The 22,455-nt window shown below is 62.3% G+C and carries 23 protein-coding genes; 2 read left to right on the forward strand and 21 right to left on the reverse strand.

Annotation, left to right across the window (positions count from 1 at the left end; translation table 11 throughout):
• Positions 1 to 154 precede the first annotated feature (154 nt).
• From AC3A4M_RS20750 to AC3A4M_RS20800, 11 genes are all read right to left on the reverse strand, one after another.
• Complete coding sequence (locus AC3A4M_RS20750) at positions 155 to 1,189, reverse strand: LysR family transcriptional regulator (RefSeq protein ID WP_498738253.1); 1,035 nt, start codon at positions 1,187 to 1,189, stop codon at positions 155 to 157.
• Between the two features lie 170 nt (positions 1,190 to 1,359).
• A complete protein-coding gene (locus AC3A4M_RS20755) occupies positions 1,360 to 2,871 on the reverse strand; it encodes a tripartite tricarboxylate transporter permease (RefSeq protein ID WP_498738255.1) in 1,512 nt (503 codons plus the stop codon).
• Between the two features lie 64 nt (positions 2,872 to 2,935).
• The gene (locus tag AC3A4M_RS20760) at positions 2,936 to 3,385 is read right to left on the reverse strand and encodes a tripartite tricarboxylate transporter TctB family protein (protein ID WP_498738257.1); all 450 of its coding nucleotides are present in this window, start codon (positions 3,383 to 3,385) and stop codon (positions 2,936 to 2,938) included.
• A 111-nt stretch (positions 3,386 to 3,496) separates the two neighbouring features.
• Positions 3,497 to 4,522, reverse strand: coding sequence for a tripartite tricarboxylate transporter substrate binding protein (locus AC3A4M_RS20765; protein WP_498738259.1), 1,026 nt, complete (start codon positions 4,520 to 4,522; stop codon positions 3,497 to 3,499).
• Positions 4,523 to 4,906: 384 nt separating this feature from the next.
• A complete protein-coding gene (locus AC3A4M_RS20770) occupies positions 4,907 to 5,080 on the reverse strand; it encodes a hypothetical protein (RefSeq protein ID WP_498738261.1) in 174 nt (57 codons plus the stop codon).
• Between the two features lie 283 nt (positions 5,081 to 5,363).
• On the reverse strand, positions 5,364 to 6,797 hold the full coding sequence (locus AC3A4M_RS20775) for a plasmid pRiA4b ORF-3 family protein (RefSeq protein WP_498738263.1): 1,434 nt from the start codon (positions 6,795 to 6,797) through the stop codon (positions 5,364 to 5,366).
• Positions 6,794 to 7,087 (reverse strand): PDDEXK nuclease domain-containing protein, encoded by a 294-nt coding sequence (locus AC3A4M_RS20780; RefSeq protein ID WP_498738265.1) that lies wholly within the window; start codon positions 7,085 to 7,087, stop codon positions 6,794 to 6,796. Before AC3A4M_RS20780 ends, AC3A4M_RS20775 begins: the two co-directional genes overlap by 4 nt.
• The gene (locus AC3A4M_RS20785; protein WP_498738266.1) at positions 7,078 to 7,836 is read right to left on the reverse strand and encodes a PDDEXK nuclease domain-containing protein; all 759 of its coding nucleotides are present in this window, start codon (positions 7,834 to 7,836) and stop codon (positions 7,078 to 7,080) included. The genes AC3A4M_RS20780 and AC3A4M_RS20785 overlap by 10 nt, the downstream gene beginning before the upstream one ends.
• Positions 7,837 to 8,332: 496 nt before the next feature.
• Positions 8,333 to 9,367 carry a 3-hydroxybutyryl-CoA dehydrogenase gene (locus tag AC3A4M_RS20790; protein WP_498738268.1) on the reverse strand — a complete coding sequence of 345 codons (1,035 nt, stop codon included), beginning with the start codon at positions 9,365 to 9,367 and terminating at the stop codon, positions 8,333 to 8,335.
• Entirely contained in the window at positions 9,364 to 10,470 is a 1,107-nt protein-coding gene (locus tag AC3A4M_RS20795) for an NAD/NADP octopine/nopaline dehydrogenase family protein (protein WP_498738270.1), read from the reverse strand. Before AC3A4M_RS20795 ends, AC3A4M_RS20790 begins: the two co-directional genes overlap by 4 nt.
• A gap of 32 nt (positions 10,471 to 10,502) precedes the next feature.
• Positions 10,503 to 11,888 carry a spinster family MFS transporter gene (locus AC3A4M_RS20800; protein ID WP_498738272.1) on the reverse strand — a complete coding sequence of 462 codons (1,386 nt, stop codon included), beginning with the start codon at positions 11,886 to 11,888 and terminating at the stop codon, positions 10,503 to 10,505.
• 332 nt (positions 11,889 to 12,220) lie between these two features.
• Here AC3A4M_RS20800 and AC3A4M_RS20805 point away from each other — a divergent pair, with 332 nt between their 5' ends.
• A complete protein-coding gene (locus AC3A4M_RS20805; protein WP_498738274.1) occupies positions 12,221 to 12,493 on the forward strand; it encodes a hypothetical protein in 273 nt (90 codons plus the stop codon).
• 104 nt (positions 12,494 to 12,597) lie between these two features.
• Here AC3A4M_RS20805 and AC3A4M_RS20810 read toward each other — a convergent pair whose 3' ends face one another.
• Positions 12,598 to 13,884: an amidase gene (locus tag AC3A4M_RS20810; protein WP_498738276.1), complete on the reverse strand. Its 1,287-nt coding sequence runs from the start codon at positions 13,882 to 13,884 to the stop codon at positions 12,598 to 12,600.
• Between the two features lie 50 nt (positions 13,885 to 13,934).
• Complete coding sequence (locus AC3A4M_RS20815; protein ID WP_498738278.1) at positions 13,935 to 14,447, reverse strand: flavin reductase; 513 nt, start codon at positions 14,445 to 14,447, stop codon at positions 13,935 to 13,937.
• 222 nt (positions 14,448 to 14,669) lie between these two features.
• Here AC3A4M_RS20815 and AC3A4M_RS20820 point away from each other — a divergent pair, with 222 nt between their 5' ends.
• Complete coding sequence (locus AC3A4M_RS20820; RefSeq protein ID WP_498738279.1) at positions 14,670 to 15,308, forward strand: response regulator transcription factor; 639 nt, start codon at positions 14,670 to 14,672, stop codon at positions 15,306 to 15,308.
• A gap of 202 nt (positions 15,309 to 15,510) precedes the next feature.
• Here the strand turns inward: AC3A4M_RS20820 and AC3A4M_RS20825 are convergent, their stop codons facing one another.
• From AC3A4M_RS20825 to AC3A4M_RS20860, 8 genes are all read right to left on the reverse strand, one after another.
• Entirely contained in the window at positions 15,511 to 16,338 is an 828-nt protein-coding gene (locus AC3A4M_RS20825; RefSeq protein WP_498738281.1) for an ABC transporter permease, read from the reverse strand.
• Complete coding sequence (locus AC3A4M_RS20830) at positions 16,335 to 17,168, reverse strand: ABC transporter ATP-binding protein (RefSeq protein WP_498738283.1); 834 nt, start codon at positions 17,166 to 17,168, stop codon at positions 16,335 to 16,337. Before AC3A4M_RS20830 ends, AC3A4M_RS20825 begins: the two co-directional genes overlap by 4 nt.
• A gap of 10 nt (positions 17,169 to 17,178) precedes the next feature.
• A complete protein-coding gene (locus AC3A4M_RS20835) occupies positions 17,179 to 18,147 on the reverse strand; it encodes an ABC transporter substrate-binding protein (RefSeq protein WP_498738285.1) in 969 nt (322 codons plus the stop codon).
• Between the two features lie 84 nt (positions 18,148 to 18,231).
• Entirely contained in the window at positions 18,232 to 19,185 is a 954-nt protein-coding gene (locus AC3A4M_RS20840) for a PDR/VanB family oxidoreductase (protein ID WP_498738287.1), read from the reverse strand.
• 89 nt (positions 19,186 to 19,274) lie between these two features.
• On the reverse strand, positions 19,275 to 20,063 hold the full coding sequence (locus AC3A4M_RS20845; protein ID WP_498738289.1) for an SDR family NAD(P)-dependent oxidoreductase: 789 nt from the start codon (positions 20,061 to 20,063) through the stop codon (positions 19,275 to 19,277).
• A gap of 10 nt (positions 20,064 to 20,073) precedes the next feature.
• Positions 20,074 to 20,631, reverse strand: coding sequence for an aromatic-ring-hydroxylating dioxygenase subunit beta (locus AC3A4M_RS20850; protein ID WP_498738291.1), 558 nt, complete (start codon positions 20,629 to 20,631; stop codon positions 20,074 to 20,076).
• Positions 20,624 to 21,901, reverse strand: coding sequence for an aromatic ring-hydroxylating oxygenase subunit alpha (locus tag AC3A4M_RS20855; RefSeq protein WP_498738293.1), 1,278 nt, complete (start codon positions 21,899 to 21,901; stop codon positions 20,624 to 20,626). Before AC3A4M_RS20855 ends, AC3A4M_RS20850 begins: the two co-directional genes overlap by 8 nt.
• 25 nt (positions 21,902 to 21,926) lie before the next feature.
• Positions 21,927 to 22,451, reverse strand: a complete 525-nt coding sequence (locus AC3A4M_RS20860) for a nuclear transport factor 2 family protein (protein ID WP_498738295.1) — start codon at positions 22,449 to 22,451, stop codon at positions 21,927 to 21,929.
• Positions 22,452 to 22,455 lie beyond the last annotated feature (4 nt).

The raw sequence follows: 22,455 nt of genomic DNA on the forward strand, positions 1-22,455 counted from the left end.
ACCTCAGCACATGCTCTGTCCTCGCTGCTGACACCACTTGACTCCTTCGCATCTGACCGAAGCTACGCACGTTGTGTGTAGCCTGCTCACCAGTCAACGCCGTGGCGTCCTAGTTCGTCAAAGACATTTATGGAGTCAGACCGACTGCAAAATCCTATGAATTGGGGGGACCGAGTCCCGACTGGCGAGCCGCCAGGGTTCCCTCACGAAGGTCGTTAAGATGCCGTTCGCGAACCGCTGCGTGGGATAGCGCCGCGGCCTCGATTCGTCCGCGGCCCTCGCTCATGTGCCGTTCTATGTCCCGCTCCCATGAGCTCACATTCGAGTAAGCGTTGTTGAGAAAGGCATCCGCGGTCTCCGTAAGGGTGCCCGGCCGGTGGAATACCCCAATATCACGTCGGAGAGGAGGGTCGACTTGCCGTATCACAGCGCCTTGTTCATGCGCTTCTAGAGCTATCCGAAGCGGCACGATCGCGATGCCCGCTCCGTTGAGCACCAATGGCAGTACCGCCCCGCGTTGTGAAGTCTCGACCGAAATCCATGGTTCGGCTCCACAGGACGCGATTTCGGATGCAATCCAGTCTCGGGTAGTGGTGTTCTGCTCTCCGGTGACGAAGGGAATACCGTCCAGGGCTGCCAGCGGCACGACATCGTCAAAATCGTCATCAGTGGTCGGGGGCGCGATGAGCACGAAGTGCTGAGCAACAAGGTGTTCGCTGACCAGGCCCACGTGGGGACTGGGGAGCACTCCGAACCCGATTTCGCACTGTCCGGACCGGACCAGCTCGGCGACTTCAGCAACTTTTCCCCGGTCCTCGACCCGCACGGACAGGCGTGGATTCTTCACCCGGAAATGAGCAACCCACCTCGACACCGGATCAGTGGATAAGTCAGCCAAGGATGCGATGTCGACACGGCCGCCGCGCACGTCACGAACCTCTTTAACGGCGTCATAGGCGGCGTTGAGCGTGCGTAACATCTGTCGAGCCGGCCCGATCAGCGCTTCACCCGCAGGCGCGAGTACCAAACCTCGACCCACTCTTTGGAACAGCTCGGTCTGAAGGTCTCTCTCCAATCGGCGAATCGCTTGACTCAAGGAAGGCTGCGCTACGTGCAGGGCCAAGGCGGCACGATTGACACCCCCATGTTCAACCACGGCGAGAAAATAGCGGAGCTGGAGAAGATCCATCAAGTCGACCTTAGGTTCGCGAGAACGAGGCGCTCTCTCGACAGTTACTCTTTCAACCAAGTCTTATCGATATACAAACTCCTGCGCCAAGTCTTTGACGCATCGAGCCCGCACTTATTACCAGTCGGACTGGACGCTTTAGGTACTCGCTTCCCCCGCAAACGTTGAAATCAGCGTTGCGAGAATTCAGGGTTAGCCAACTTCGCACGTTGCGCCTTTGATGATCGGGCGGACGCAATTGAGTAGAAGGTCGCCACTGCGGCGACCACGATGATGATGACCAGCGACACTGGGCGAGTCACGAACACGCTCAAGTCGCCGTGCGAAATGAGCATCGTGGTGCGGAACTCGCCTTCCAGGATCGGGGCCAGCACAAAGGCCAAAATGAACGGTGCGACGGGCACCGACAGCTTCTTGAAGATGTAACCCATCAGCCCGGCTAGAGCCATTACCAGCAAGTCGACCCAGTTGTTCCGGACGCTGTACACGCCGGCGATGGACACGGCGAGGATGACCGACAGTAAGATGTACGGCGGAATCTCCAGGATCTTGGTGAACACTCCGATGAGCGGCAGGTTGAGCACCAGCAGCATGATGCTGCCGATGTACATCGAGGCGATGACGCCCCAGAAGATGTCTGGTTCGTTTACAATTAGGCGCGGTCCCGGTGACACCCCCTGCATCATGAGCGCACCGGCGATGACAGCCAGCACCGAGTTCGGCGGAATACCCAGCGTCAGCAGTGGGATGAACGACGCATTCGCCGACGCGTTGTCGGCGGTTTCAGTTGCAGCGATCCCATCGACGGCTCCCTTACCGAACTTTTCCGGATGTTTGGAGAACCGCTTCTCGACGCCATAGGCCAGAACTGAGGACAGCGTTCCGCCACCACCCGGCAGGATGCCGATGATAAAGCCAATGATCGAGGCTCGAACAATCGCCATTCGGGTCTGTAGCCATTCTGCCTTCGAGGGCCGGAGTGATCCGATGTTGCCCACCTTCGATGGTGCGAATCGGCGTTCGGCTTCTAGCATCAGTTCGGAGAGTCCGAAAAGCCCGACGGCCAGCGGGACGATGCTGATCCCGTCCATAAGTGAGAACGACCCGAATGTGAATCGAGGTGCACCTGTGACAGAGTCAGTACCGACAGCTGCCAGCAACACACCGATTCCGGCTGCGGAGAATGCGGCAATGCGGCGCTGTTCCGCCAGCAGAGCAATCATCATGAGTCCCGCGAATGCGAGCAGGAACATCTCGGGCGGGCCAATGTTTAGCGCCCACTTGCTGATCATAGGTGCCAGGAGAGTGAGACCCAGGATGGCGATCGTTCCGCCAATGAAAGATCCGACCGCGGTAATCGTCAGAGCGATGCCCGCCTTGCCCTGCTGGCGCAAGGGGAAGCCGTCGAAGGTCGTGACCACGCTGGACGAATCGCCCGGTAGGTTCATCAGGATCGCGGGGATGCGACCACCGAACATGCTGCCATAGTAGATCCCGGCCAACAGGATGATCGCCGAGGCTGGCTCGAGCGAGAACGTAAAGGGCAGCAGGATGGAGATTGCCGCTGTTGGTCCTAGCCCAGGCAACAGCCCGACGACGGTTCCCACCAGGACGCCGATGAAGACGTAAAAGACGTTCTGAAGGGAGAGTGCGACTTCAAAGCCGCTGAGTAAGGATTCCACGAGTGCTCCATCGCAGTCTGGTACGGGGGATGAGTAAAGGCTTGGTGCGGTGAGAACCGGGAAGTCAGGAGAGTAAGAACGGGGGCCATCCTGGCAGCGGGATACCTAGGAACGACGAGAACACCAAATACACCAGCCCAGTTGACACCAACGCAGTGATGAGGGCCCGCCACCAGCGGGCCTGTGCGACAAAAATAGCGGCGCAGATAATCAACGCAACCGTCAGCAGCAGGTAGCCCACGTAGGGGAGTAGCAGCGCATAGACCAAGACCATGCCACCCAGCAGAAGTGCTTCTGCTCTGGGCTTCTGCCCGGCCCCCGATCGCTCTGCATCAGCCGGCGCCTCGGCCCCAGCATGAGGTATATCCGGCAGAATCGCCTGCACAACTGCGAGCACGATTGTGACAATTGCGATCACGAACGGCCACAGCCCTGCGCCTGGATTCTGCAACGTTCCAAGGCCCAGCAGGATGGACTTGAACAAGAACACAACGCACAGCGCAACGGCCACCACGGGGAACACGTAACGGCCCAATCTTCGGACCGAGTGTGCGCCGGGGACTGCTGCCGACTCTACGGAAGGAATATCCACAGAACCTGGCTCCCGAGAATTCGAAGTCATGGTTTAGCTCGCGGCCTCATCGCCAACCAGACCCTCGTATGCCTCCATCTGGTTCTGGAAGAACTCCGTCATTCCATCACTGTCGAGGTAGGGATCGATGACCTTTTCTTCTCCCATGGTTTCGCCGAACGCGGGATCGGCAACGACGTCGCTTAAGATATCGGAGAATGCGTCGACGGTGGCATCGGGGGTATCAGCCGGCACGAGAATCCCGCACGCACTCTTGCCATTGACCATGTCGGGGTAACCAGACTCAACGAGTGTTGGGACGTCCGAGAGCTCCTCGGCCGTACTCCGCTCGGCAGATGCGACAGCGAGCATCCGCAGAGTGCCGTCTTCCATGTATTGCGGAATGTCGTCACCGACGGAAATGAACGCGACGTCGATGTCACCTGCGAGGAGGGCAGTAGTGGCCGCCGAGTTACCTTCGAGCGGCACCTCGGTGAAGGTGGGGCCATAGAGCTTGGATAGGCGCTTCAGCTCCAGGGAGTTGTGTGAGTTCGCGCCACTCGTGCCGACCGTCAGCGTATCAGGTGAGTCCTTTGCCGCGTTGAGCAGGTCCTCAATGGTTTGATACTCGGAGTCGGCGTTGACGATGAACGCGATGGGGCCGGCGGTCACCGAACCTATCATGCGGTAGTCGTCTGTTGTGTACGGGGGGTTCTCCTGTGTCACCGGCACAACCACCGTACTACTGGTGCAGGCAATTGCGGACGTGAGTCCGTCCGGGTTCGAGTTGATCACGTAGTTCATTCCGATGGTGCCAGTCGCGCCGGGTTTGTTCTCCGTGACGACTGTCTGCCCCGTGCGTTCTTTGATGAGCGGCGCCATCGCGCGCACTGCCAGGTCAGTCGGGCCCCCGGCGGAGAACGGGACAATCATCGTCATCGTGCCGCTCGGGAAATCGCCGGAGCCCTCTCCGGAATCGGTCGAGGCGGCGGAACTGCTGCATCCGGCCGCTAAGATAGCGGCCGACCCAATGGCAAGGGTGGTGAGAATTCGTGACGTCATGTAGCGATCCTTCTTCATAGCGATATGGGATCCTGCCTAAGCCAGTCGGAATTTGGACATCAGTAATTCCCTTTGTGCTTGAGACTGGGTAGTCCTCAGACTGCAGCAGACTCTATGAACAGTCCAATACCTATTTCCGACCGTACTAATACATATTCGAAATCAATCAGGGGAAGCAGTCCTACGAGGGGTCCGACCAACTGGTGATTATGGAGGCCTTACACGCACTTGTTAGTGCCGTCATGGCGGGCAACGAGCTCCGTGGTTCCCACCGGGAAAAGGTCTGAAGCTCACCGGTGAAGGGTTGGCTGGCCTCGATGGTGGCGCTGCATGTTGAAGGTGGCGTTGAAGGCGACTAGGGGAGTCCTCGCCTAGGAAGCGGATGGCTTCGCGCGATTCGGCTCAAGTGTTCGCGTTGCTGGCGAGATCGGGAGTAATGCCGTGGACAGCGATCCCTAGGCCATCCAGCAGGCAGATGAAGCCGCGGCGGCCCTTGGCCGTTTCGACGTCGATCGTCGTTCCTTCGAAACCGGCCAGTTCTCCGATCGGCAGCGCCACGCCGATGATTACCAGCATTGAAGGCAGCGGTTTCGGTCGTGCCGCTGCCTGCCTAGGGTGTAAGCAACAGCGTCCCGCCTGGCCGCCGCGGCAGCCCTGCCGCTGCTGCGCGAAACAGTTCGGGTGCGGGCGGAGACCCCTTCGCTGCGGACCTGCAGAGAAATATCAGTTCCTTAACGGACGGGAGTTTCCGCAGCTACTTCTACTTCCGTAAGTGAAGAGCCGATATTGTCGGTTACGTCAGCTCGGCCTTCGCCAAGGGCGCTGTCTGGACGTACTTGGCCAGCAGCACAAACCGATTCTAAACTCCTGGGACCCCGGGACCAGGCGCTCCGATTTCGCCGGCCGTCGTAACCGCTCGACCGGTCGTGGCGGCGTCGAAGACTTCGGGATCGAAGGGCTTGTCGGTGCCCGTCATGTACACCGCCCATTTCTTGGCCTCGGCATGGTCGGGATCCGCGGGATCGGCCAGGGCGTCGAGCAGTTCCTCGTAGCCCGGCATGCCGCCGCAATCCTCCGGGGGACCATGGCGTGCGCCGTCGACCAGCGATGCAGCTGGTCCGCCATTCGATGCTGGCCAGGCCTTCAGCAGTTCGAGGCGGTGTAGCCAGCTGTCGCCAAAGTCGTACTCGTAGAACGCCGTTCCCGAGCCACGGCCCAGCAGCTGTCCCAGCGCCATGTCCTCTTCGGGCATGTCAATGGGATCCTCCACGAGGTCCCGGGGCAGCCACTGGAGGGGCCAGTCGATTTCGCCGTCCACCGGCCGCAGGCGTTCGAAAGGGTGCAGGTCGGTGAACCGGTGCAGATGTGTATCCTGCCAGCCGAAGGCCGCCTGCAGGACACGATGCACACCGTCCAGTGTCATGGATGCCTGCAGGTCCAGAACCCGCCATATCGGTGGCCTGCTGTCCTCCAATACAACATGCACCCGCATGAGCCCTGAGTCCGGTGGCGGAGCTATCCCTTCCATGCGGTCCATGGTTTCAGAAGTGTGCGGCCGGAAGCCGGGATATCGTTTGTGGCCTGGGGGACCGGTGTGCACCTGGCTGGCCGTTGGCGAAGACGGTTCATCGGGCGGCGGGACTGCCGCCGTATCGTTCGCGATGGAGTAAATAGTTACCGACCTGCCGGTGATGTGGTCGATATTTTCCATCGTGATGTTGACGGCGGTCGAGCGGTTTTTGAGGTGTTGCACCAGCTCAAGTTGCGGCCACATGAGTTCTTCCATGAAGGAGCGGAAGTTCCTGCCGCTGGCGCGGGTGTAGGCGCTGATTGTTTTGTGGTCCCTGGTGCGCATGCCGAAGGACAGCTCGACGTCGACATCACCAAGGGGGTCCATGTGAGGATCCAGGTAGCTGCCGAAAATCCGGAGCCGTTCCACGTAGAGCGGCTTGTTAGGGTCGCTGTTGTACTCGCCGGCACGTTGCACCATCCCGGCGACCAGCCGGTCGGCGGTTCGTCTTCTGATCGGCTTTCCAAAGCTGGCCATGGCGAGGGCGTTACCGAGGGTTGTCGCCTTCCACCACGCGTAGCCGTCATCTCCGAGGTCGACCTTGGCCAGGTAGCCGGCCTCTTCCATGCGCGCGAAGGCGGCATCCGTGTCTTCGACGCCGTTCCTGCGGAGCAGGCTGTCGGCGGTTTCCTGCGCGAATGTTCCGCCGCGGAACAGGCGGACGAGGCTCCGGGCCGCCGGTGCCGGCAAACCGGCTATCGTATCGGTTTTGGCTACCCTCATGGGAGAGCGTCCGTTGGGTCGTGCTCGAGCGCGGCGGTGATGGCGGCGGGGGAAGGCAGAGTAGCCTGCTCATCTGCCGGAAGGGCATCGTAGGTGTAGGACGTCACGGCCAGGGGCTGGGCGGAGCCGTCGAGGGCGTAGCGGACGGTGCGCTCGTTCCTGGACCCGCACACAAGGATTCCGACCGTCGGGGCCTGCCGGGGGAGCCGGAGCATGTCGTTGACGGCTGCGACGTAGAAGTTCAGCTGTCCCAGATGTTCGGGTTTGAATTTGCCGGCTTTCAGTTCCACGACAACGATCGATCGGAAGGGACGTGGTAGAGCAGGAGGTCGATGAAGAAATCGTCTCCGTCGACGTCGAGGTGGTACTGGCGTCCGACGAAAGCGAAGCCGGGCCCGAACTCTGCCAGCGTCTGGGCCATGCGCAGCGTCATGGCTTCTTCCATGGCGTGTTCCTGGGCTTCCTCGGTCAGCCCCAGGAAGTCGAGGACCAGAGGGTCCTTGGCAACTTCCCGTGCCAGGTCGGTGCCTTCGCCGGGCAGTCTGGCCTCGAGGTTGTTGGGGGCGGCGCCGCTGCGGGTGTGGAGCCTGGTGAGGATCTGGTGTTCCAGTGCGGCCACGGACCAGCCGTGCCGGACGGCCCGTGCGGCGTACCAGTGGCGCAGCTCGTGGTCGTCCAGCTTGTTCAGGAGCGCGACGTTGTGGCTCCAGCTCAATTGTCCAGACGGTGTCTGGACAATTGGTTCCGGGCCGTTCCATGCCGCGGCGAAGGTGCGCATGTTGTACAGGTTGGTCCGGGAGAATCCCTTCATATGCGGGAACTCGGCCCGCAGGTCGCGGGCGAGCCGGTCCAGGACCTTGCTTCCCCAGGGCTCGTTCCGCTGCCGGTCCAGGGTCGTCCGGCCGATGTTCCAGTACAGCTCGATCATCGCTGTGTTGACTACGCGCTGCGCCTGGTGCTGGGCATCCCGTACGAGGCTTTTCAGCACCGCCAGTGCCGCGGCGTAGTCTCCGGGCAGGTCCGGTTCGAGCTGGGTCATGGTTCCACCCTAATGGGATGCCCCCTGCGCTTCATTCCAATTGTCCAGACAGTGTCTGGACAATTGGAACGGGGAACGGCCGGGTCCGGTGATGGGGGTCGGCAGCATCCGGCCAGAAGCACCAAGGATGCCAGTAGAACCCGGCGAGTCGCATTGCGTGCGGATTCGAAGCACCGATGGACGCTTTCCCGTGACATCGTGGTCCAGTGTTATCTGGTTGCCTGCCGCTGTGCGGTTCATGCGGGATCAGGCGAGGTTCCGGAGGGTTATTTTTGCGCAATTCGCTTCGGTGTGGACGGTTCCGTTCGCCAAAATGCTTCCTGCCCTGTCGGCTCTGACCAGGACTATGCGTATGAATTGCGAAGATTTTGCGTCTTACGCGAAATGCGCTTACAGGCCGATCAGAGAGTCCTTGCGGGACAGCCAGTGGCGCGCACCATTCAAGGTGCGCGCCACCGTCTCTTGAGCAATTCACGGTTTAGGCGAGGTGGCCAGCCTAGCTTCGGGCCTGATCCATCTGCGGCGACAGGCCTGTCGCGTCCAGTTGACGCCAAAATTCCAACATGCGCTGTTTTCGATAAGCTTCCACGTCGACCGTATCGTAGTCATAGAATCCGGCGCCGTCCCGGAGCCCGGTCCGCTGCTGCTCCATATTAGTTCGTACCAGCTCCGGGGCTGCGAAGCGGTCACCGAAGTGTCGGCTCATTGTCGCGGATGCGTGGTAAAGGATATCTCCGCCGCCCCAGTCGATGAATTCTAAAGGCCCCAGGACGGCGAAACGGAAGCCGAAACCAACCCGAACTGCTTGGTCAATATCTTCAGCGGAGGCAACGCCCTCCGCCACCATCCTGGCAGCCTCGTTCATCACCAGCGTCTGCAACCTCGGGACGATGTATCCTGCCGAGTCGGAGCAGACAACCGGAACCTTGCCGACTGCCCTCAAAATGGTGACAACCGCCTCCACTGTCGCTTCCGTCGTGGATACGCAGGTTCCTATTTCCACCAAGGGAACCATGTCCGCCGGATTAAGCCAGTGCGCATTCACCACTCGCGCCGGATTGGTAACCATCTCAGCGATGACGGTGACGGGAAAGCTGGACGACGTGGAAGCTATCAAGCAATCGTCCGGAACCACCGATGACAACCAGCCCAAGGCTTCCGCCTTGATCTCCTGTACTTCGGGCACTCCCTCGAAGACCAACCGCGCTTCCCGAAGCGTGTCAATAGCATCATGCCTGTCCAGGATCCGGATACGTCCGAGAACGGTGGCTGCCTGATCTGCAGTCAATCGGCCGAGCTGGACCTTGCCGTCCAGATCGGCCATTAGATTGACGCGCACACGATCAAGGTACGCCGCAGCATTCTCGGGAGAGCGGTCCCGGGCATCGACTATGACCGCGTCAACACCCGCGAAGGCGAAAGCGCGGGCAATTCCTTCGCCCATCCGCCCGGCGCCCACGACATGTACCGTCTCCGGAATCCGGATCGACGCCATGGCAGGTCCAGACTTGGTCAGGTCAGACTGGTTCATTTGGGGCCAGCCTGCAGGATGTCCTGCATTTCCTCGAGGCTCAGCTCAGCCAACCCCAATGATTCCAAGGTGCGGCCCTCACCATAGAGGTCACGTTTGCTGACTGCGGTGGCGATGTTCAGGAGGCCCTGGGCCACGGGCGTTGGTACACTGGCCCAGCGGCCGACGGAGACCAGGAAGGACAGTCCCAGCCGAGTGTCTTCGAGCATGTAGCGGTGGCTTTGCAGGTCGATTTTTTCGCGCCAGTCGCCGCTGTCAGTCAGCTTCCCGTGAGCTCCGCGCCCGTACATCCACTCCTCGCCCTCGGCAGCGTAGTGGTCGCTGAGCGGAAAGTGCGGGGCGCGGTAGCCCAGCGCCTCGCGGACCGCGATGCGCTCCTGGTCCAACGCGGTGGTGACCCGGCGGATGGACGGCTGGGTTCCCTCGTTGTGAATGTCCCAGGCCTCAAAGTGCTCCAGCGGACCGGCGTTCATGAGGATGAGCGGCGGATGGATGACCGGCCCAGCGTTCATGAGTGCCCCGGAGAGTGCATCATCGAGCGGTTCTATCGACGGATACGCCTCCTTGAGGACACCGAAGGCATGTTCGCTCAAGGTCGCGGGCAGCACCCCGGTGGGGAGGCGGGTGGCGTAGCAGGAGATGGTTACCTCCGCCGTGCCGTGCTTGCGCGCCAGATACGGCAAGGTGCCGGTCTCCGCGAATGCCACGTTGGCCGTGTTTCCGGAGGCCTTCAACGCCTGGGCGAAAACATAGCTCCCGAACGTTCCAGGTGGGAGGAACACGACCTGGCCGTCCTGCAGATGCGGGGCCAGCGCTGTTGCAAGCTCGGCGTGCGAAGTCGACGGCAGCGGGACTACCAGCAGGTCGACACCGTCGACTGCATTAGCAAGCACTTGTTCGACATGCAGGCCGGGCTGTCCAGGTTCCGCCAAGGGGATGCTCCTGCTCCCTCGGTAGTCTGTGACCTTCAGGCCGCCGGCAGCGCGGATCTCGTCCAGGGCTGCATCGTCGCGGCGCCACAGCGTGACGTGGTGGCCGGCTTCGCTCAACTCAACAGCTGCCGCGTAGCAGCCGTGGCCGCCTCCAAGTACTGAAATCTTCATACGTTACTCCCTAATTTTCGATGCTAAATGGGCTAGTTGGCGTTAGTGGTGGCGAGGGCTTGTTCACGGGCGAGGCTGGCGCGGAAGTATTTGCAGCCCCGGCCCAGCAGCAGAACAGTCACGACGGAACCGATTCCCAGCACGATCGACATCGAGTGACCGACCATTGCCGGGTCTTTGAAGACCGAGTCGGTCACGACAGCGATCAGCCAGGTGCCCAGGGCCACGCCGGCGAGGTTGGAGACCAGCAGGAAGACTGCCGAAATCTGGGCACGCATCTGGTTGGGGCTCAGGATCTGCATGGCAGCGGTCGAGGAAGGCATCGGGAAGGATGCGAAGAACATGGCGACGGCGAGCAGCGCGATGGTTCCGGTTTTGCTGTCGATGAAGCTGAAGGCGAAGACCGGGATGATCATCGCGGCCGCGCCGATCACGCCTTGGCGCATAGGGGCATCCGAGTAGCCCTTTTTGGACAGGTAGTCCAGGAACCAACCCCCGAAGAGGACACCGGCACCGTTGGCCACGAGGATGATGATGCCCAGAGTGTAACCCGTCTCCGTGGGGCTCATGCCGAACTTGCGCTGGAAGAAGGCCGGGGACCAGCTCATCAGGCACAGCAGGGTCATGGCGTAGAAGGAAAACCCGAACATGTGGGTAAGGAACGTCTTCGGGTGGCTTGCCATGAACGCGAAGGCCTTGCGCATGGAAACCTTCTGTGCGGTACCGTCCGCGCCCAGCTTGAGGCCCTTGCGGCCCGGATCGCGGACGGTGAGCAGCATCAGGATGCTGATAAAGAGGCCGGGCAAGCCCACCAGAATGAAAGTCAACTGCCATCCGGAGAGTTCGCCCAGGACGGGCAGTTCCAGATTATCCATCTGGCTGACCGCGCCGATGACATAACCGCCCACCAAGAAGGCCAGGGCGGCGCCAATGAAGCTGCCCAGTGAGTACAAGCCCACGGCCCGGCCGAGCTTACTCTTGGGGAACATGTCCGCGAACATCGAATATGCCGCGGGGGAGAGCGCCGCTTCACCGGCGCCGACGCCTACACGGGCCAGGAAGATGTGGAAGAAATTTTTTGCCAATCCGGTGGCGGTGGTGGCGATGCACCAGACCGCGATGCCGATGGAGATGATCACGGGGCGGGACCGGCGGTCGGCGAGGGCAGCAATCGGCAGGCCCATGATTGCGTAGAACAGGGAGAACGCGAGCCCGGTCAACAACGAGAACTGCGTATCGGTGATCCCCAGATCGGCCTTGATGGGCTCGATCATGAGGTTGAGGACCTGGCGGTCGATGAACGAGAAAATGTACGCGATCATGCAGACAATGACGACGTACCAGGCGTAGCGGTAGGATTTTTTCTCGCTGGCTGACGGTGTGGGGACGTCAGGCGTGACGGACATTTTTGTGGACACGGCGAATCGCTTCCATAAGTGAACGGGTTTTGTTTGAACCGGCATTTCGATTCGTGGTGTATGACACACTATTGCGGATCATGGCAGCCTAGCCATTGGCAGAAGGCGGCGACATCTCGGGGATCGCACCTATCTTTCGTAAAGATTCCTTTAGCTCCCTGGCGCGTTCCCGGAATGAACAACGGGTGCCCGGCCACATTGGGAAAATCGCACGCCCATACGGAGGCCCGGACCCTGTCTTCGAGGGCCGTTCCGAGGTAAAGGAATTTCGGATACCGGTGTTGCCTCCTTGTTCATAGCATGCAGCAAAAGCCGATTTTCAGGAGGACACTATGGCGTATCCGAGCAATCACCATCGGATGTTTCTGACCTGCTACACCGACACCTTCAACTACGGCTGGCACCATGTGGATCTGTTTGTCCACGATGAGCAGGACCGTGAGGTCAACTGGGTGCATTGGGGCGTCACCGCGGATGGTCCCGATGCCGCCGATGCATCCATTCCGGGAGTGGAACCTAAGCTTGAGAGGACCTCCGAGTGGAGGCACGGGATCAGTGAAGGCGGTCTTGAATACTGGACCGCTGACGCTGCCTGGGTGGACTGACCCACCAGACTACCGACACGCTGCCGGCAGAGGCGTGCGGCGCATGGAAGGGGACCCTCCCGGGTGCAACAACACCGGGAGGGTCCCCTACTTACGTATACGAATCAGGCGAACTTAGCCTCAAGCCATTCGGCCACGTCGAACAGCCGCTGTTCGTTGCCAGGGAGGCCTATCAGCTGCAGGCCCAACGGCAGGCCTGCTCCGTCACGTAACCCCGGCACAGTGACAACCGGCAAGCCCAGCGCCTGCCACGGCCGGCTCAGCACGGGGTCGCCGGTGGCCAGCAGCCCTGCCGGCGCCGCGCCAGGTGCTGCCGGGCCGAGAATAACGTCGAACGGCTGGAGTCGTTCTGTCAGATCCCGGCGGGCTGCAGCAATCCCCGCTGCGCTCTGACGGTAGTCGGCGTCGCCGATGGACCGGCCGCGGGCGAGCAGCTCGACCAGCGGAGGACTGAGCTGGTCGTCCTTGTCGGCGAGCTCGAGCCGCATCCGGGCGGCCTCGTAAGCCATGACGTTGGCCTGGAGAACCGGCAGATCTGCTACCGCCCCACCCCGCGCCAAGGATTCCACGCTCGCGCCGCCGGCACGGGCCATGCCCAAGGCCGCCTGCAACGCGGCCTGCATGTCGTCGGAGACCACTGCGGTTTCATGGCCGTGCCAGACCAATATCCGGGGCTCGCGGACGGGCCGTGCGGAGTTCTCGATGCCGGCGACAGCAGCCCAGGCGGCACGCACATCCGTAACACCCGCAGCGAGGAAGCCAAGGGAGTCCAGGCTGTGGCTTAGGCCGGTGATGCCGTCGGTTGGCAAGGAGCCGCGCGCTGCGACGAAGCCTGCCACACCGCAGTACGACGCGGGCCGGGTCAGGGAGCCTGCGGTCTGGGTGCCGAAGGCGAAGGGAACCATTCCGGCAGCGACGGCAGCGGCCGAACCGCTTGAGGAGCCGCCCGGAGTGCGAAGGGGATCGTGGGGGTTCCGGGTGGGGCCCGGCGCGAAGTAGCCATACTCGGTGGTCACGGTCTTCCCCAGGACAACGCCGCCGTTGGACCTGAGAGCCGCGACACAGGAGGCGTCGGCGCGCGCAGCCGCGGCATCTTGCCGGACCTTGGAGCCGCAGCCGGTGCGGGTGCCGGCGACGTCGATAATGTCCTTCACTCCAACGGGAATGCCCCACAGCCGACCGCGCTTATCGGCCGGCACGTTGGCCAGGCCGGCCGCGGCTTCCAGCGCGGCCTCGGCGTCGACGGACACCCAGGCCTGTACCTCGGGCTCAAGGCCGCGGATCCGTCCCAGTGACTCAGTGACCACGTCGACAGGAGTTGCGCTTCCTGTTTGCAGGCGTCGCACGGTCTCCACCAGGGACACAGGGGCGGCAATGCTTGTAGTTGTCATCTCGGTTCCCTTTCAGCGGATGGTGTGGATCGTCGTCGTACGCTGGAAAATCAGACGGCCACCGGGACCATGGCGTTGACGCTGAGGAAGCTGCGGTTGAAGTAGATCAGGCCGTCGCTGTCCGGGTTCACATTCACCCGGTCCACCTGCACGAACAGGACCGAGTGTGAACCCTGCTCGTAGACTGCCTCGACGGTGCCAATGACTTGCACGTGGGCGTCGGCGAGTACCGGAACGTCCTGCCCGTCCTCCCAGACGTCCCAGGCGAAGCGCTGTTCCATCGGCACGCGGGTGGCCCCGGAGAAGTGCCGGGCCATTTCCTCGCCCTCGCCGCTGAGGACATTGATGCAGACTTTACCGTTGTTGCGGAAAATGTCGTGGGCCGCACTGGACTTGTTAATGCAGACCAGGACGGTGGGCGGCGCGTCAGTCACGGAGCAGACCGCGCTGACGGTGATGCCGACGCGTCCGTGCGGGCCGTCGGTGGTGATGATGCTGACTGCTGCCGGCAGATGGGCCATGGCAGTGCGGAAGTCTCGTTGGATCGGGGTCAGCTCGGTCATGATGCTCTCCTGGTCGGTCGGAACGTCTTGCGGATCCGGGTCACAATCCGATGTGACGGTGACAACTATGAATCTACGAAGGCAGGAACTTCTGCAACATCCCAAGTTGCCCTAGTGCCCGGCGGACATCGCCCTATCCGGGTAGGTACTTCCCTTAGCCGTCGCGGTTTGACCGGGTGATCAGCCTCACTTACGGTCTATTGAAAAGGTTTTGGAGAACATATGGAGAAGAAGAATAAGCAGGCAGGCGACCCCGTTGTCTATATTGTCGACGACGACGAAGAACTGTGCACCTCGTTAGCGTGGCTGTTGGAGTCGGTCTGCATCCCGTCGCAGAGCTTCAACGACGTGGCCTCGTTCCTTGAAGCGTATGACCCTGGCCGCCCCTCCTGCCTGGTCCTCGACGTGCGGATGCCGCGCACCGGTGGGTTCCAATTACAGGAGACGCTGAACCAGATGGACGCTCCGATTCCGATCATCTTCGTTTCCGCCCACGGGGACGTACGGATGTCCGTGCGCGCGCTGCAGCAGGGCGCGGTCAACTTTCTGGAGAAGCCTTACGACCCGCAGCAGATGCTCGATGTCGTACAGGAGACGCTGGAACTGGCCGTCGTCCGGTTCGCGGAGGCTGCTGAACGCCGCACCGTACAGGCACGGCTGGCCACCCTTACGCCGCGCGAGCGGGAGATCCTGGCGCTGGTAATCGATGGGATGCCCAGCCAGAACATCGCACGAAAACTGGGCACCAGCGTCAAGACCATCGACGTCCACCGCGCCAGGATCAAGGCGAAGACCCAGGCGGAGAGCATCTCCACCCTGGTTCGCGACGTACTCACGCACAAGGTCGATTTCACAAGGTAGCAGCGGGGCTTGATTTTTCCGGGCCACAACTGTTGACTGGACGTCCGCTTCCAGCTCAGGAGATGGACTCGCCCACCATGATGCTCTGAGTCGTGCATTGCCGGAATGAATAGTTGGTGATGAGCATATTTGAGTACCGCTGGTGACAGCTGGCAGTGGGCACGGAACCTAGGTTCCGTGCCCACGTTCTTTTTCTCTCGGGTTAGTTTTTGACGCCGTAGCGGGCGAGGTAGCGTCCGGTTGATAACCGAAGGATCCGGTCGAACAGGAAGCCCAGTAACCCGAGCACGATGATCCCGACGAAGGTCCAGTCGATCCGCCCGTAATTCCGGGCCTGCCAGATCAAGGCGCCGAGGCCCGCCTGCGCCGCCACGATTTCCGCGGAGACGATGGTCAGGAAGCTGTTACCCATCGCCAGCCGGGCTCCGGTAATGATGCCGGGGATCGAAGAGGGCAGCACTATGGAGGTCATGATTTGCACTGGTCCCGCGCCGAGGTTGGCGGCGGCGTGGAGCTTGTTCTCGGGTATGGACAGGACCGCCGCAATGGTGCTCACGGTGACGATGAAGACCGAGGTGTAGAAGATCAGCACCACTTTGGAGGCTTCGCCGATGCCGAACCAGATGACGGCGAGCGTGACGAAGGCGATCGGTGGGATGAAGCGGAAGAACTCGATGTAGGGGTCCAGCAGTTGCCGGACCACGTTCAACCGGCCCATTAGTATGCCCACCGGCGCGCCCACCGCGACGCCGAGCAGCCAGCCGATGAGGATACGCTGCGCGGAGGCGCCCACGCTGGTCCAGAGGGTGCCGTCAGCGGCGAGCTCCACGGCGGCGGAAGCGACTTCGGTCGGCGACGCGATGGTGGTGGGACCGTACCACCAAGCCAGCGCGCTCCAGGCGCCTAGCCCGATGGCGGCGGAGCCGGCCCACCACAACAACTGGCTCGAGGCTTTGGATCGGCCAGCGGTCCTGGTGGCGGCCCGTTTGCCCGCAGCCGGCGGAACGGCGGTGGGGGTTCGTATGGTCATTCTTCGTCCTCCAGTCCTTGGGCACGCAGCGAGGCGGCGACTTCTTCACGTATATCGGCACGCAGGAGTTCGTAGATCTCCATGACCTCGGGCGAGCTGCGTAAACGCGGCCGCGGCAAGTCCAGTTCGTAGCTGTTCTTGATGCCGGCGCTGGGGCCCGCGGTCATGACGACGACGCGGTCGGCCAGGGCGATGGCCTCATCGATGTCGTGGGTTACGAACACTACTGTGCAGCCGGTCTCTTCCCAGATGCGTGCCAGCTCGATTTGCATCACGGCTCGGGTTTGCGCGTCGAGGGCACCGAAGGGTTCATCCATCAGGATGAGGGGCGGTTCGTTAGCGAGGACCCGCGCGATCTGCACACGCTGCCGCATACCGCCGGAAAGCTGGCTCGGAAACTTGCTGCCGGCCTTCCGGAGACCGACCAAGGACAGGAACTTGTTGGCGATCCGTTCCTGCTCGCTCTTCGAGGCACCGTGCATTTTCGGCCCGTAGGCGACGTTGGCGGCGACGGTCAGCCAGTCGAAGAGGGCGTCGGACTGCTGGAAGACCATGCCCGCGTGGCGGTTGTGGCCCTGCACAGCCTCTCCTGCGGATTCGATCCTGCCGGCCGACAGTGGCACGAAGCCTGCGATGGAGGTCAGCAGCGTCGACTTGCCGCAGCCGGAGGGGCCCAGCAGACAGACGAACTCACCGGGGTTGATCTGCAGGTCGATGTTCCGGACAATCTCGGCCGGGCCGAAGCTGATGCCGAGGTCCTGGAGCAGTACGCTGGTGCCCGCCGACAGGACCGTCTTCCCCTGCAGGGCCGTACTCTGGGGTGCACTCATGACGGTGCCCCTACTTCGCTTCGGTCCAGCCGAGCAGGATGCGCTCGTCCAGTGCGGGCTTCTCCTTGAGTACACCGGTGCCGACGAAGTAGTCGGCCATGGTGTCGCTGACAGCCAGGTCCTTTTCGGTGAAAGAGCGCACGCCGTAGTCGATCTGTTCGATTGCCTGCAGGATCTGCTCTTCGGGGACCTTGGTATGCGCCAGCGTGGCCTTCACCGCGCGCCCGGGCTCTGCCTCCACGATTTCCGCGGCGTCTGCCAGGACATCGGCAACCTTCTGCGCATCCTCGGACTGGTTTGTAACGACGTCGGTGCGGCTGATGATCCAGTGGTTGTAGAACCAGCCATAGTCCCCGGTGGTCTCTGCGATCTCGCCGGCGCCTTCAGCGACGGCGGCGCTCGGCCACGGCTCCCACATTACGAAGCCGTCGGCCTCGCCGCGCTTGAGCAGCGGCGCTGCGTCGTTCGGGGTAGCGGTGATGAACTCTACCTCTGCCGGATCTATGCCCTTGGACTCAAGGTACTTGGCCGTGGCGATTTCGCTCAGGCCCGGCACGACCAGCATCTTTTTCACCGCAGCGGGCTCCACACCTTCACGCAGCACCACCTTGACATACTCTCCTGAGCTTTGCGTGGCGTAGAGGGCAACCAGATCCGGATTCTGCTGGAACTGGGTGACAGTGGTCGCGTCGGAACTGCCGGCCAATGCCACCTGCCCGGCGGACAAGGCATCAACGGCCTCGCTGCCGCGGCCGAACTGGACGAGCTCGACGTCCACGCCCGCCTTGTCAAACATGCCCTCTTCTTGGGCGACGAAATAGGGGGCATACGTGGTGTCGATGCCGACGGCGATCTTCATCGGCCCGTCCGCGGCCGCCGGTTCAGCAGAATCAGCGGGGCGGGTGCATGCCGCCGTCGTCAGCAGGGCCACAACCGCGGCAGCGGCCGTCACTGCCTTGGTGTACTGGGGGTGCTTCATGGTTCTGGTTCCTTTTCAGAAAGATGGCAAAGGCCGGTCCGTGGAACGGACCGGCCTTTGCACCGGTACGGGTGGTGTTTGGTGTTAAAACAGCTCCAGCAGCAGACGCTTGGAGCAGGCCCGGGATACGCATGTGGCGATCTGGTCGTTGGCGGCCTTCTCGCTGGCAGACAGGCAGTTATCGCGGTGCTCGGGTTCGCCTTCGATCACCCCCATGACGCAGGTGCCGCAGATTCCTTCCTTGCAGGAAGTGTCGACTTCCACGCCCTTTTCCTGCAGCACCTCTACGATGGAACGGTCCGCGGGAATATGGAACACCTCGCCGTCCAGTTCTACCTCGAAGGCTGAATCGTTGGAGGTATCGATCTCCTCGGCCTGGAAGTGCTCGATGTGGACGTTGCCCGCACCGACAACGGGCGTGGTCAGCGCCTCGACCCGTTCCATGAAGCCCACCGGCCCGCAGGTATAGACGTGGGATTTAGCGGTCAGGCCAGAAAGCAGCTCCGAGAGCGCCGCGGGCTGTTCGTCCCGTGGGATGCCGAAGTGAAAGTGCACCCATTCACTGAAACCGCAGCGCTGCTCGAGCAGCTCCACGAATGCTGCCTCGTCCCGTGATCGGGCGAAGTAGTGCAGTTCGAAGGGCAGGCTGCGCCGGTGCAGGTCGTAGGCGATGCTGATCATCGGGGTGACACCGATGCCTGCGGCGATCAGCACGTGTCGGTCGGCGCCTTCGGCGATACGGAGCAGGTTCCTTGGTTCGCTGACCTCCAGCTCCATACCGACCTCGACCTGCCCGTGCAGGGCGGCCGATCCGCCGCGCGACTCGGGTTCAAGCTTGACCGCAACCATATAGGACGGGTCTTCCGGCGGACTGCACAGCGAGTACTGCCGCATGACCTGGGTGGGTCCTACAATGTCGATGTGTGCACCGGCGGGGTAGGGGGCGAAATCCTTGCCGTCGGCGCGTTCCAGCCGGAACGCCTTGATGTTGCAGGTCTCCTCGACTACGTCGGCGACCTTGACCCGGACCTTAGTCATGTCCGTGCTCCTTACTTGCCTAGCTGCATTGCGTGTCCGCGGCGCCTTGCCGCGCTATGTGGCGTTTCTTTGGCCGCTGCATGGCCGGGTCAGCGCATGAACAATCCGCCGTTGATGTCCCAGCAGGCACCGTTGACCGATGCCGCGTCGGGGGAGGCCAGCAGGGCCACCGTGGAGGCGATGAATTCCGCGGAGCCGAGCCGTCCGACCGGAATGTTGGCCTTGATCCCTTCAAGCTTGTCCGCAGCAACGGTTTCATACACGACCGGCAGGTCCAGCGGTCCCGGCGAGACGGCGTTAACGGTGACCCCGCCTGGGGCGAGGTCGCGGGCGAATACCTTTGTCAGTGTGCCCACGCCGCCCTTTGCTGCCGCGTAGTGGGCGCCGGTGGCCGTGCCGCCGTTCTGTCCGGCAAGTGAGCCGATGTTCACGATGCGTCCATAGCCGCGTCCGCTGAAGTACGATCCGAACACCTGGCAGCCGAGGAAGACGCCGTCGAGGTTGGTGGACACGATGGCGCGGAAGTCCTCCGGCGAGATGTCCATGACGGACTGGACCTGTGACCGCCCGGCATTGTTGACCAGTACATGGGCCGCGCCGAAACGTTCGACGGCGGTGTCCAGTGCCGCTTCAAAGTCGCCCTTGCTGCGGACATCCAGGACGGCCGCGGCCGCCGTTTTCCCGTCCGGGTCCAATTCATGGGCCAGCTTCCGGACGGTCTCCATCCTGCTGCCTGTGGCCAGGACGTTGTAGCCCTGCGCGTGCAGAGTCCGGACGATCACTTCGCCGAGGCCGCGGGTGGCTCCGGTAACGACGGCGGTCTGGCGTTCCACGGTGCCTGTTTCCGCAGCAGACTGGTGTGTGGTTTCCGTTGTCATGCCATGCCTCCTAGAGCAGGAATCCGGAGGCCGTGACGGCTCCATCGGAATTAACCAGCCGGACCACCTTCAGGTCCAGCAGGGGTTGTCCGTTGATGAAGCGCACGCGGTGCTCCAGATCGGCGGCCAGCAGCAGGTGCTTTTCCCGCTTGAAACCGACCAGGACCTGCGCTGAGCGCAAGGTGACCGAGTCGCCGTCGTTGGCTGTTACGGTGAACCGCGAAACGGTGCGGGCAGTGCGGGCGGAGGCCACCGCGGACATCGAGTAGCCCTCGGTCAGCCGGGTGACACGCATCCGCCGCATGCGGGCATCGTCGTAGACCATATTTAGGCTGGCCTCGAAATCGGTGGTTGCGGGATCGATGGGGATGACGTATTTGCCCTCGGCGGTCCAGAGGGCCTCCCAGGCCACATAGTCCTTGGCGTCAAGCAGTGTCGCTTCATGCCAGACCAGGGCGATGGCCTTCGCAACTTGCGGATCGGTCAGAGCGTCCAGATCGGGGGCCGGAACGGTCAGCGTGGGGGCGTCCAGCTCGGGGGAGTCGGTCAGGGTGGTCTCGCTAGTCATCGCTCATCATCTTCTTCCACTGTGCGTAGGATTCGCGCATGCCCGACTCGTCGGTCACGTGCGAGGTCTTCCAGCCTTCTTCCGTGGTGGTTTCGCGGCCCAGGCCGCGGTTCACGAGGATCGGCATTTCCTTGTTGGCATAGGCACCGCGCTGCACCCGGTCCCAGGCCTCCGAGTCATCCGGGGTGCCGAAGCCGAAGGGGCCCTGGAAGTGTTCGTGGATGCGCATGCGCTCCCGGTTGACGCTCTCCGGTCCACCGTCCAGGCCCAGGGCCATGTGTTGGATTTCTGTCTCGTTGACCGCGATCGGCCGCAGGACGCGGAAGAAGGACATCGACATGGCCACGTTCGGGAACAGGTTCAGGTTGAAGCCGGCGCCGTGCATGGAGCGGACAATCCGTCGGACCTGCGCAGGCTCCATGGTCTGCGAGAGTTCTTCGATGATGTGACTGAAGCGTTCCTGCAGGTCTTCGGTTCCGTCGTCCTCGTCCAGGTCAACGTGCTCCGGGACCATGATGGCTACGCTGTGCCCGTTGCCCAGGGCGTGGGTGACCGCGTTTTCGTCCGTCATGAAAGAGAGCATGTCCGCGGTCTCGGCGTCCACGGACGCCATCCAGGAGCGGTGCACGATCGGGAAGTGGTAGCCGTCCGTGGTGTTTTCCAGCTGGATCTTCCAGTTGCCGTCGAAACGGAACTTGTGCTCACCCTGGACCTTGATCGGGTAGCCTGCACCCTGCTTCATGAACCGGTCCATCCACAGCTTGGCGTCGCCGAGGAAGTCTTCCAGCGGTTCCACATCGGGGTTGAAGGACGCGAAGATCATCCCCGCATAGCTTTCCACCCGCAGCTTCTGCAGCGGCATGTCCTTTTTCTCCACTACACCCTCATATCCTTCGGGGTAGGGGATGCCGCGCAACTGGCCGTCGAGGGAGTATGACCATGAGTGGTAGGGGCAGGTAAAGCCGTTGGCCTTGCCCTTGTCGGGCTCGCAGACGGACGCGCCGCGATGCCGGCATCGGTTGAGCAACACGTTGACTCCGCCCTTGCGGTCGCGGGTCACGATGACCGGCTGCCGGCCGATCATTGCTTTCTTGAAGTTGCCCTTTTCCGGGATCTCGCTGTCGTGCGCAACCCAGATCCAGGTCTTGTAGAAGATCTTCTCGATCTCGGCTTCGAAGATTTCAGGGTCGGTGTACAGTTGGCCAGCGATACGGTCGGTGCCGGCCAGGGCGGCGAAGCCGCCGGGGGTTTCCACAGTTGACGTGGTCATCGGTTACTCCTTGATGTGGTTGTGGTCAGCGGGCGGCGGGAACCGCGGCCAGGGGCAGGTGCGCGGGCAGTTCCTGGGCGAAGAGGCGCTGCGTGCGGAACGTGCTGATGCGTGCCAGCGCGCCGTCCAGTTCGAACTCGGCGGTGATCCTTGCGGCCAGCAGTTCCTGCCGGCCGTCGGGGTAGGAAGAAAGCTGCTGCATGATCCAGGCTCCGTTCGCCGCGGATCCTGCGACGTTGATCCGTCCTTCGGAAAGCACGTGCGCGTTCGCCGTGAAGTGGTCCGCCGGCGGCAGATAGTCGGCAAGCATGGCGATGATGGCTTCGCGTCCGGCGTGCTCCCCGAACTTCCCGTCGTATTCCGGCCCGACACCCTTCCAGACGGCGTCTTCGGTGAACAGTGAGCCGAGCTCTGCCAGGTCCAGCTCCGGCTGAGGCACGTCGCACAGTTCCATGTAGCGGGCCATCACCCAGCGGACCGAATCGGTGGCTTCGAGGAGTCGCAGGCGTGACTCCAGCCCGGCCGGCGTCGTCGGAGATGTCTTCACCATCATG

The sequence above is a fragment of the Arthrobacter sp. Soil_C_60 genome, assembly GCF_057656375.1.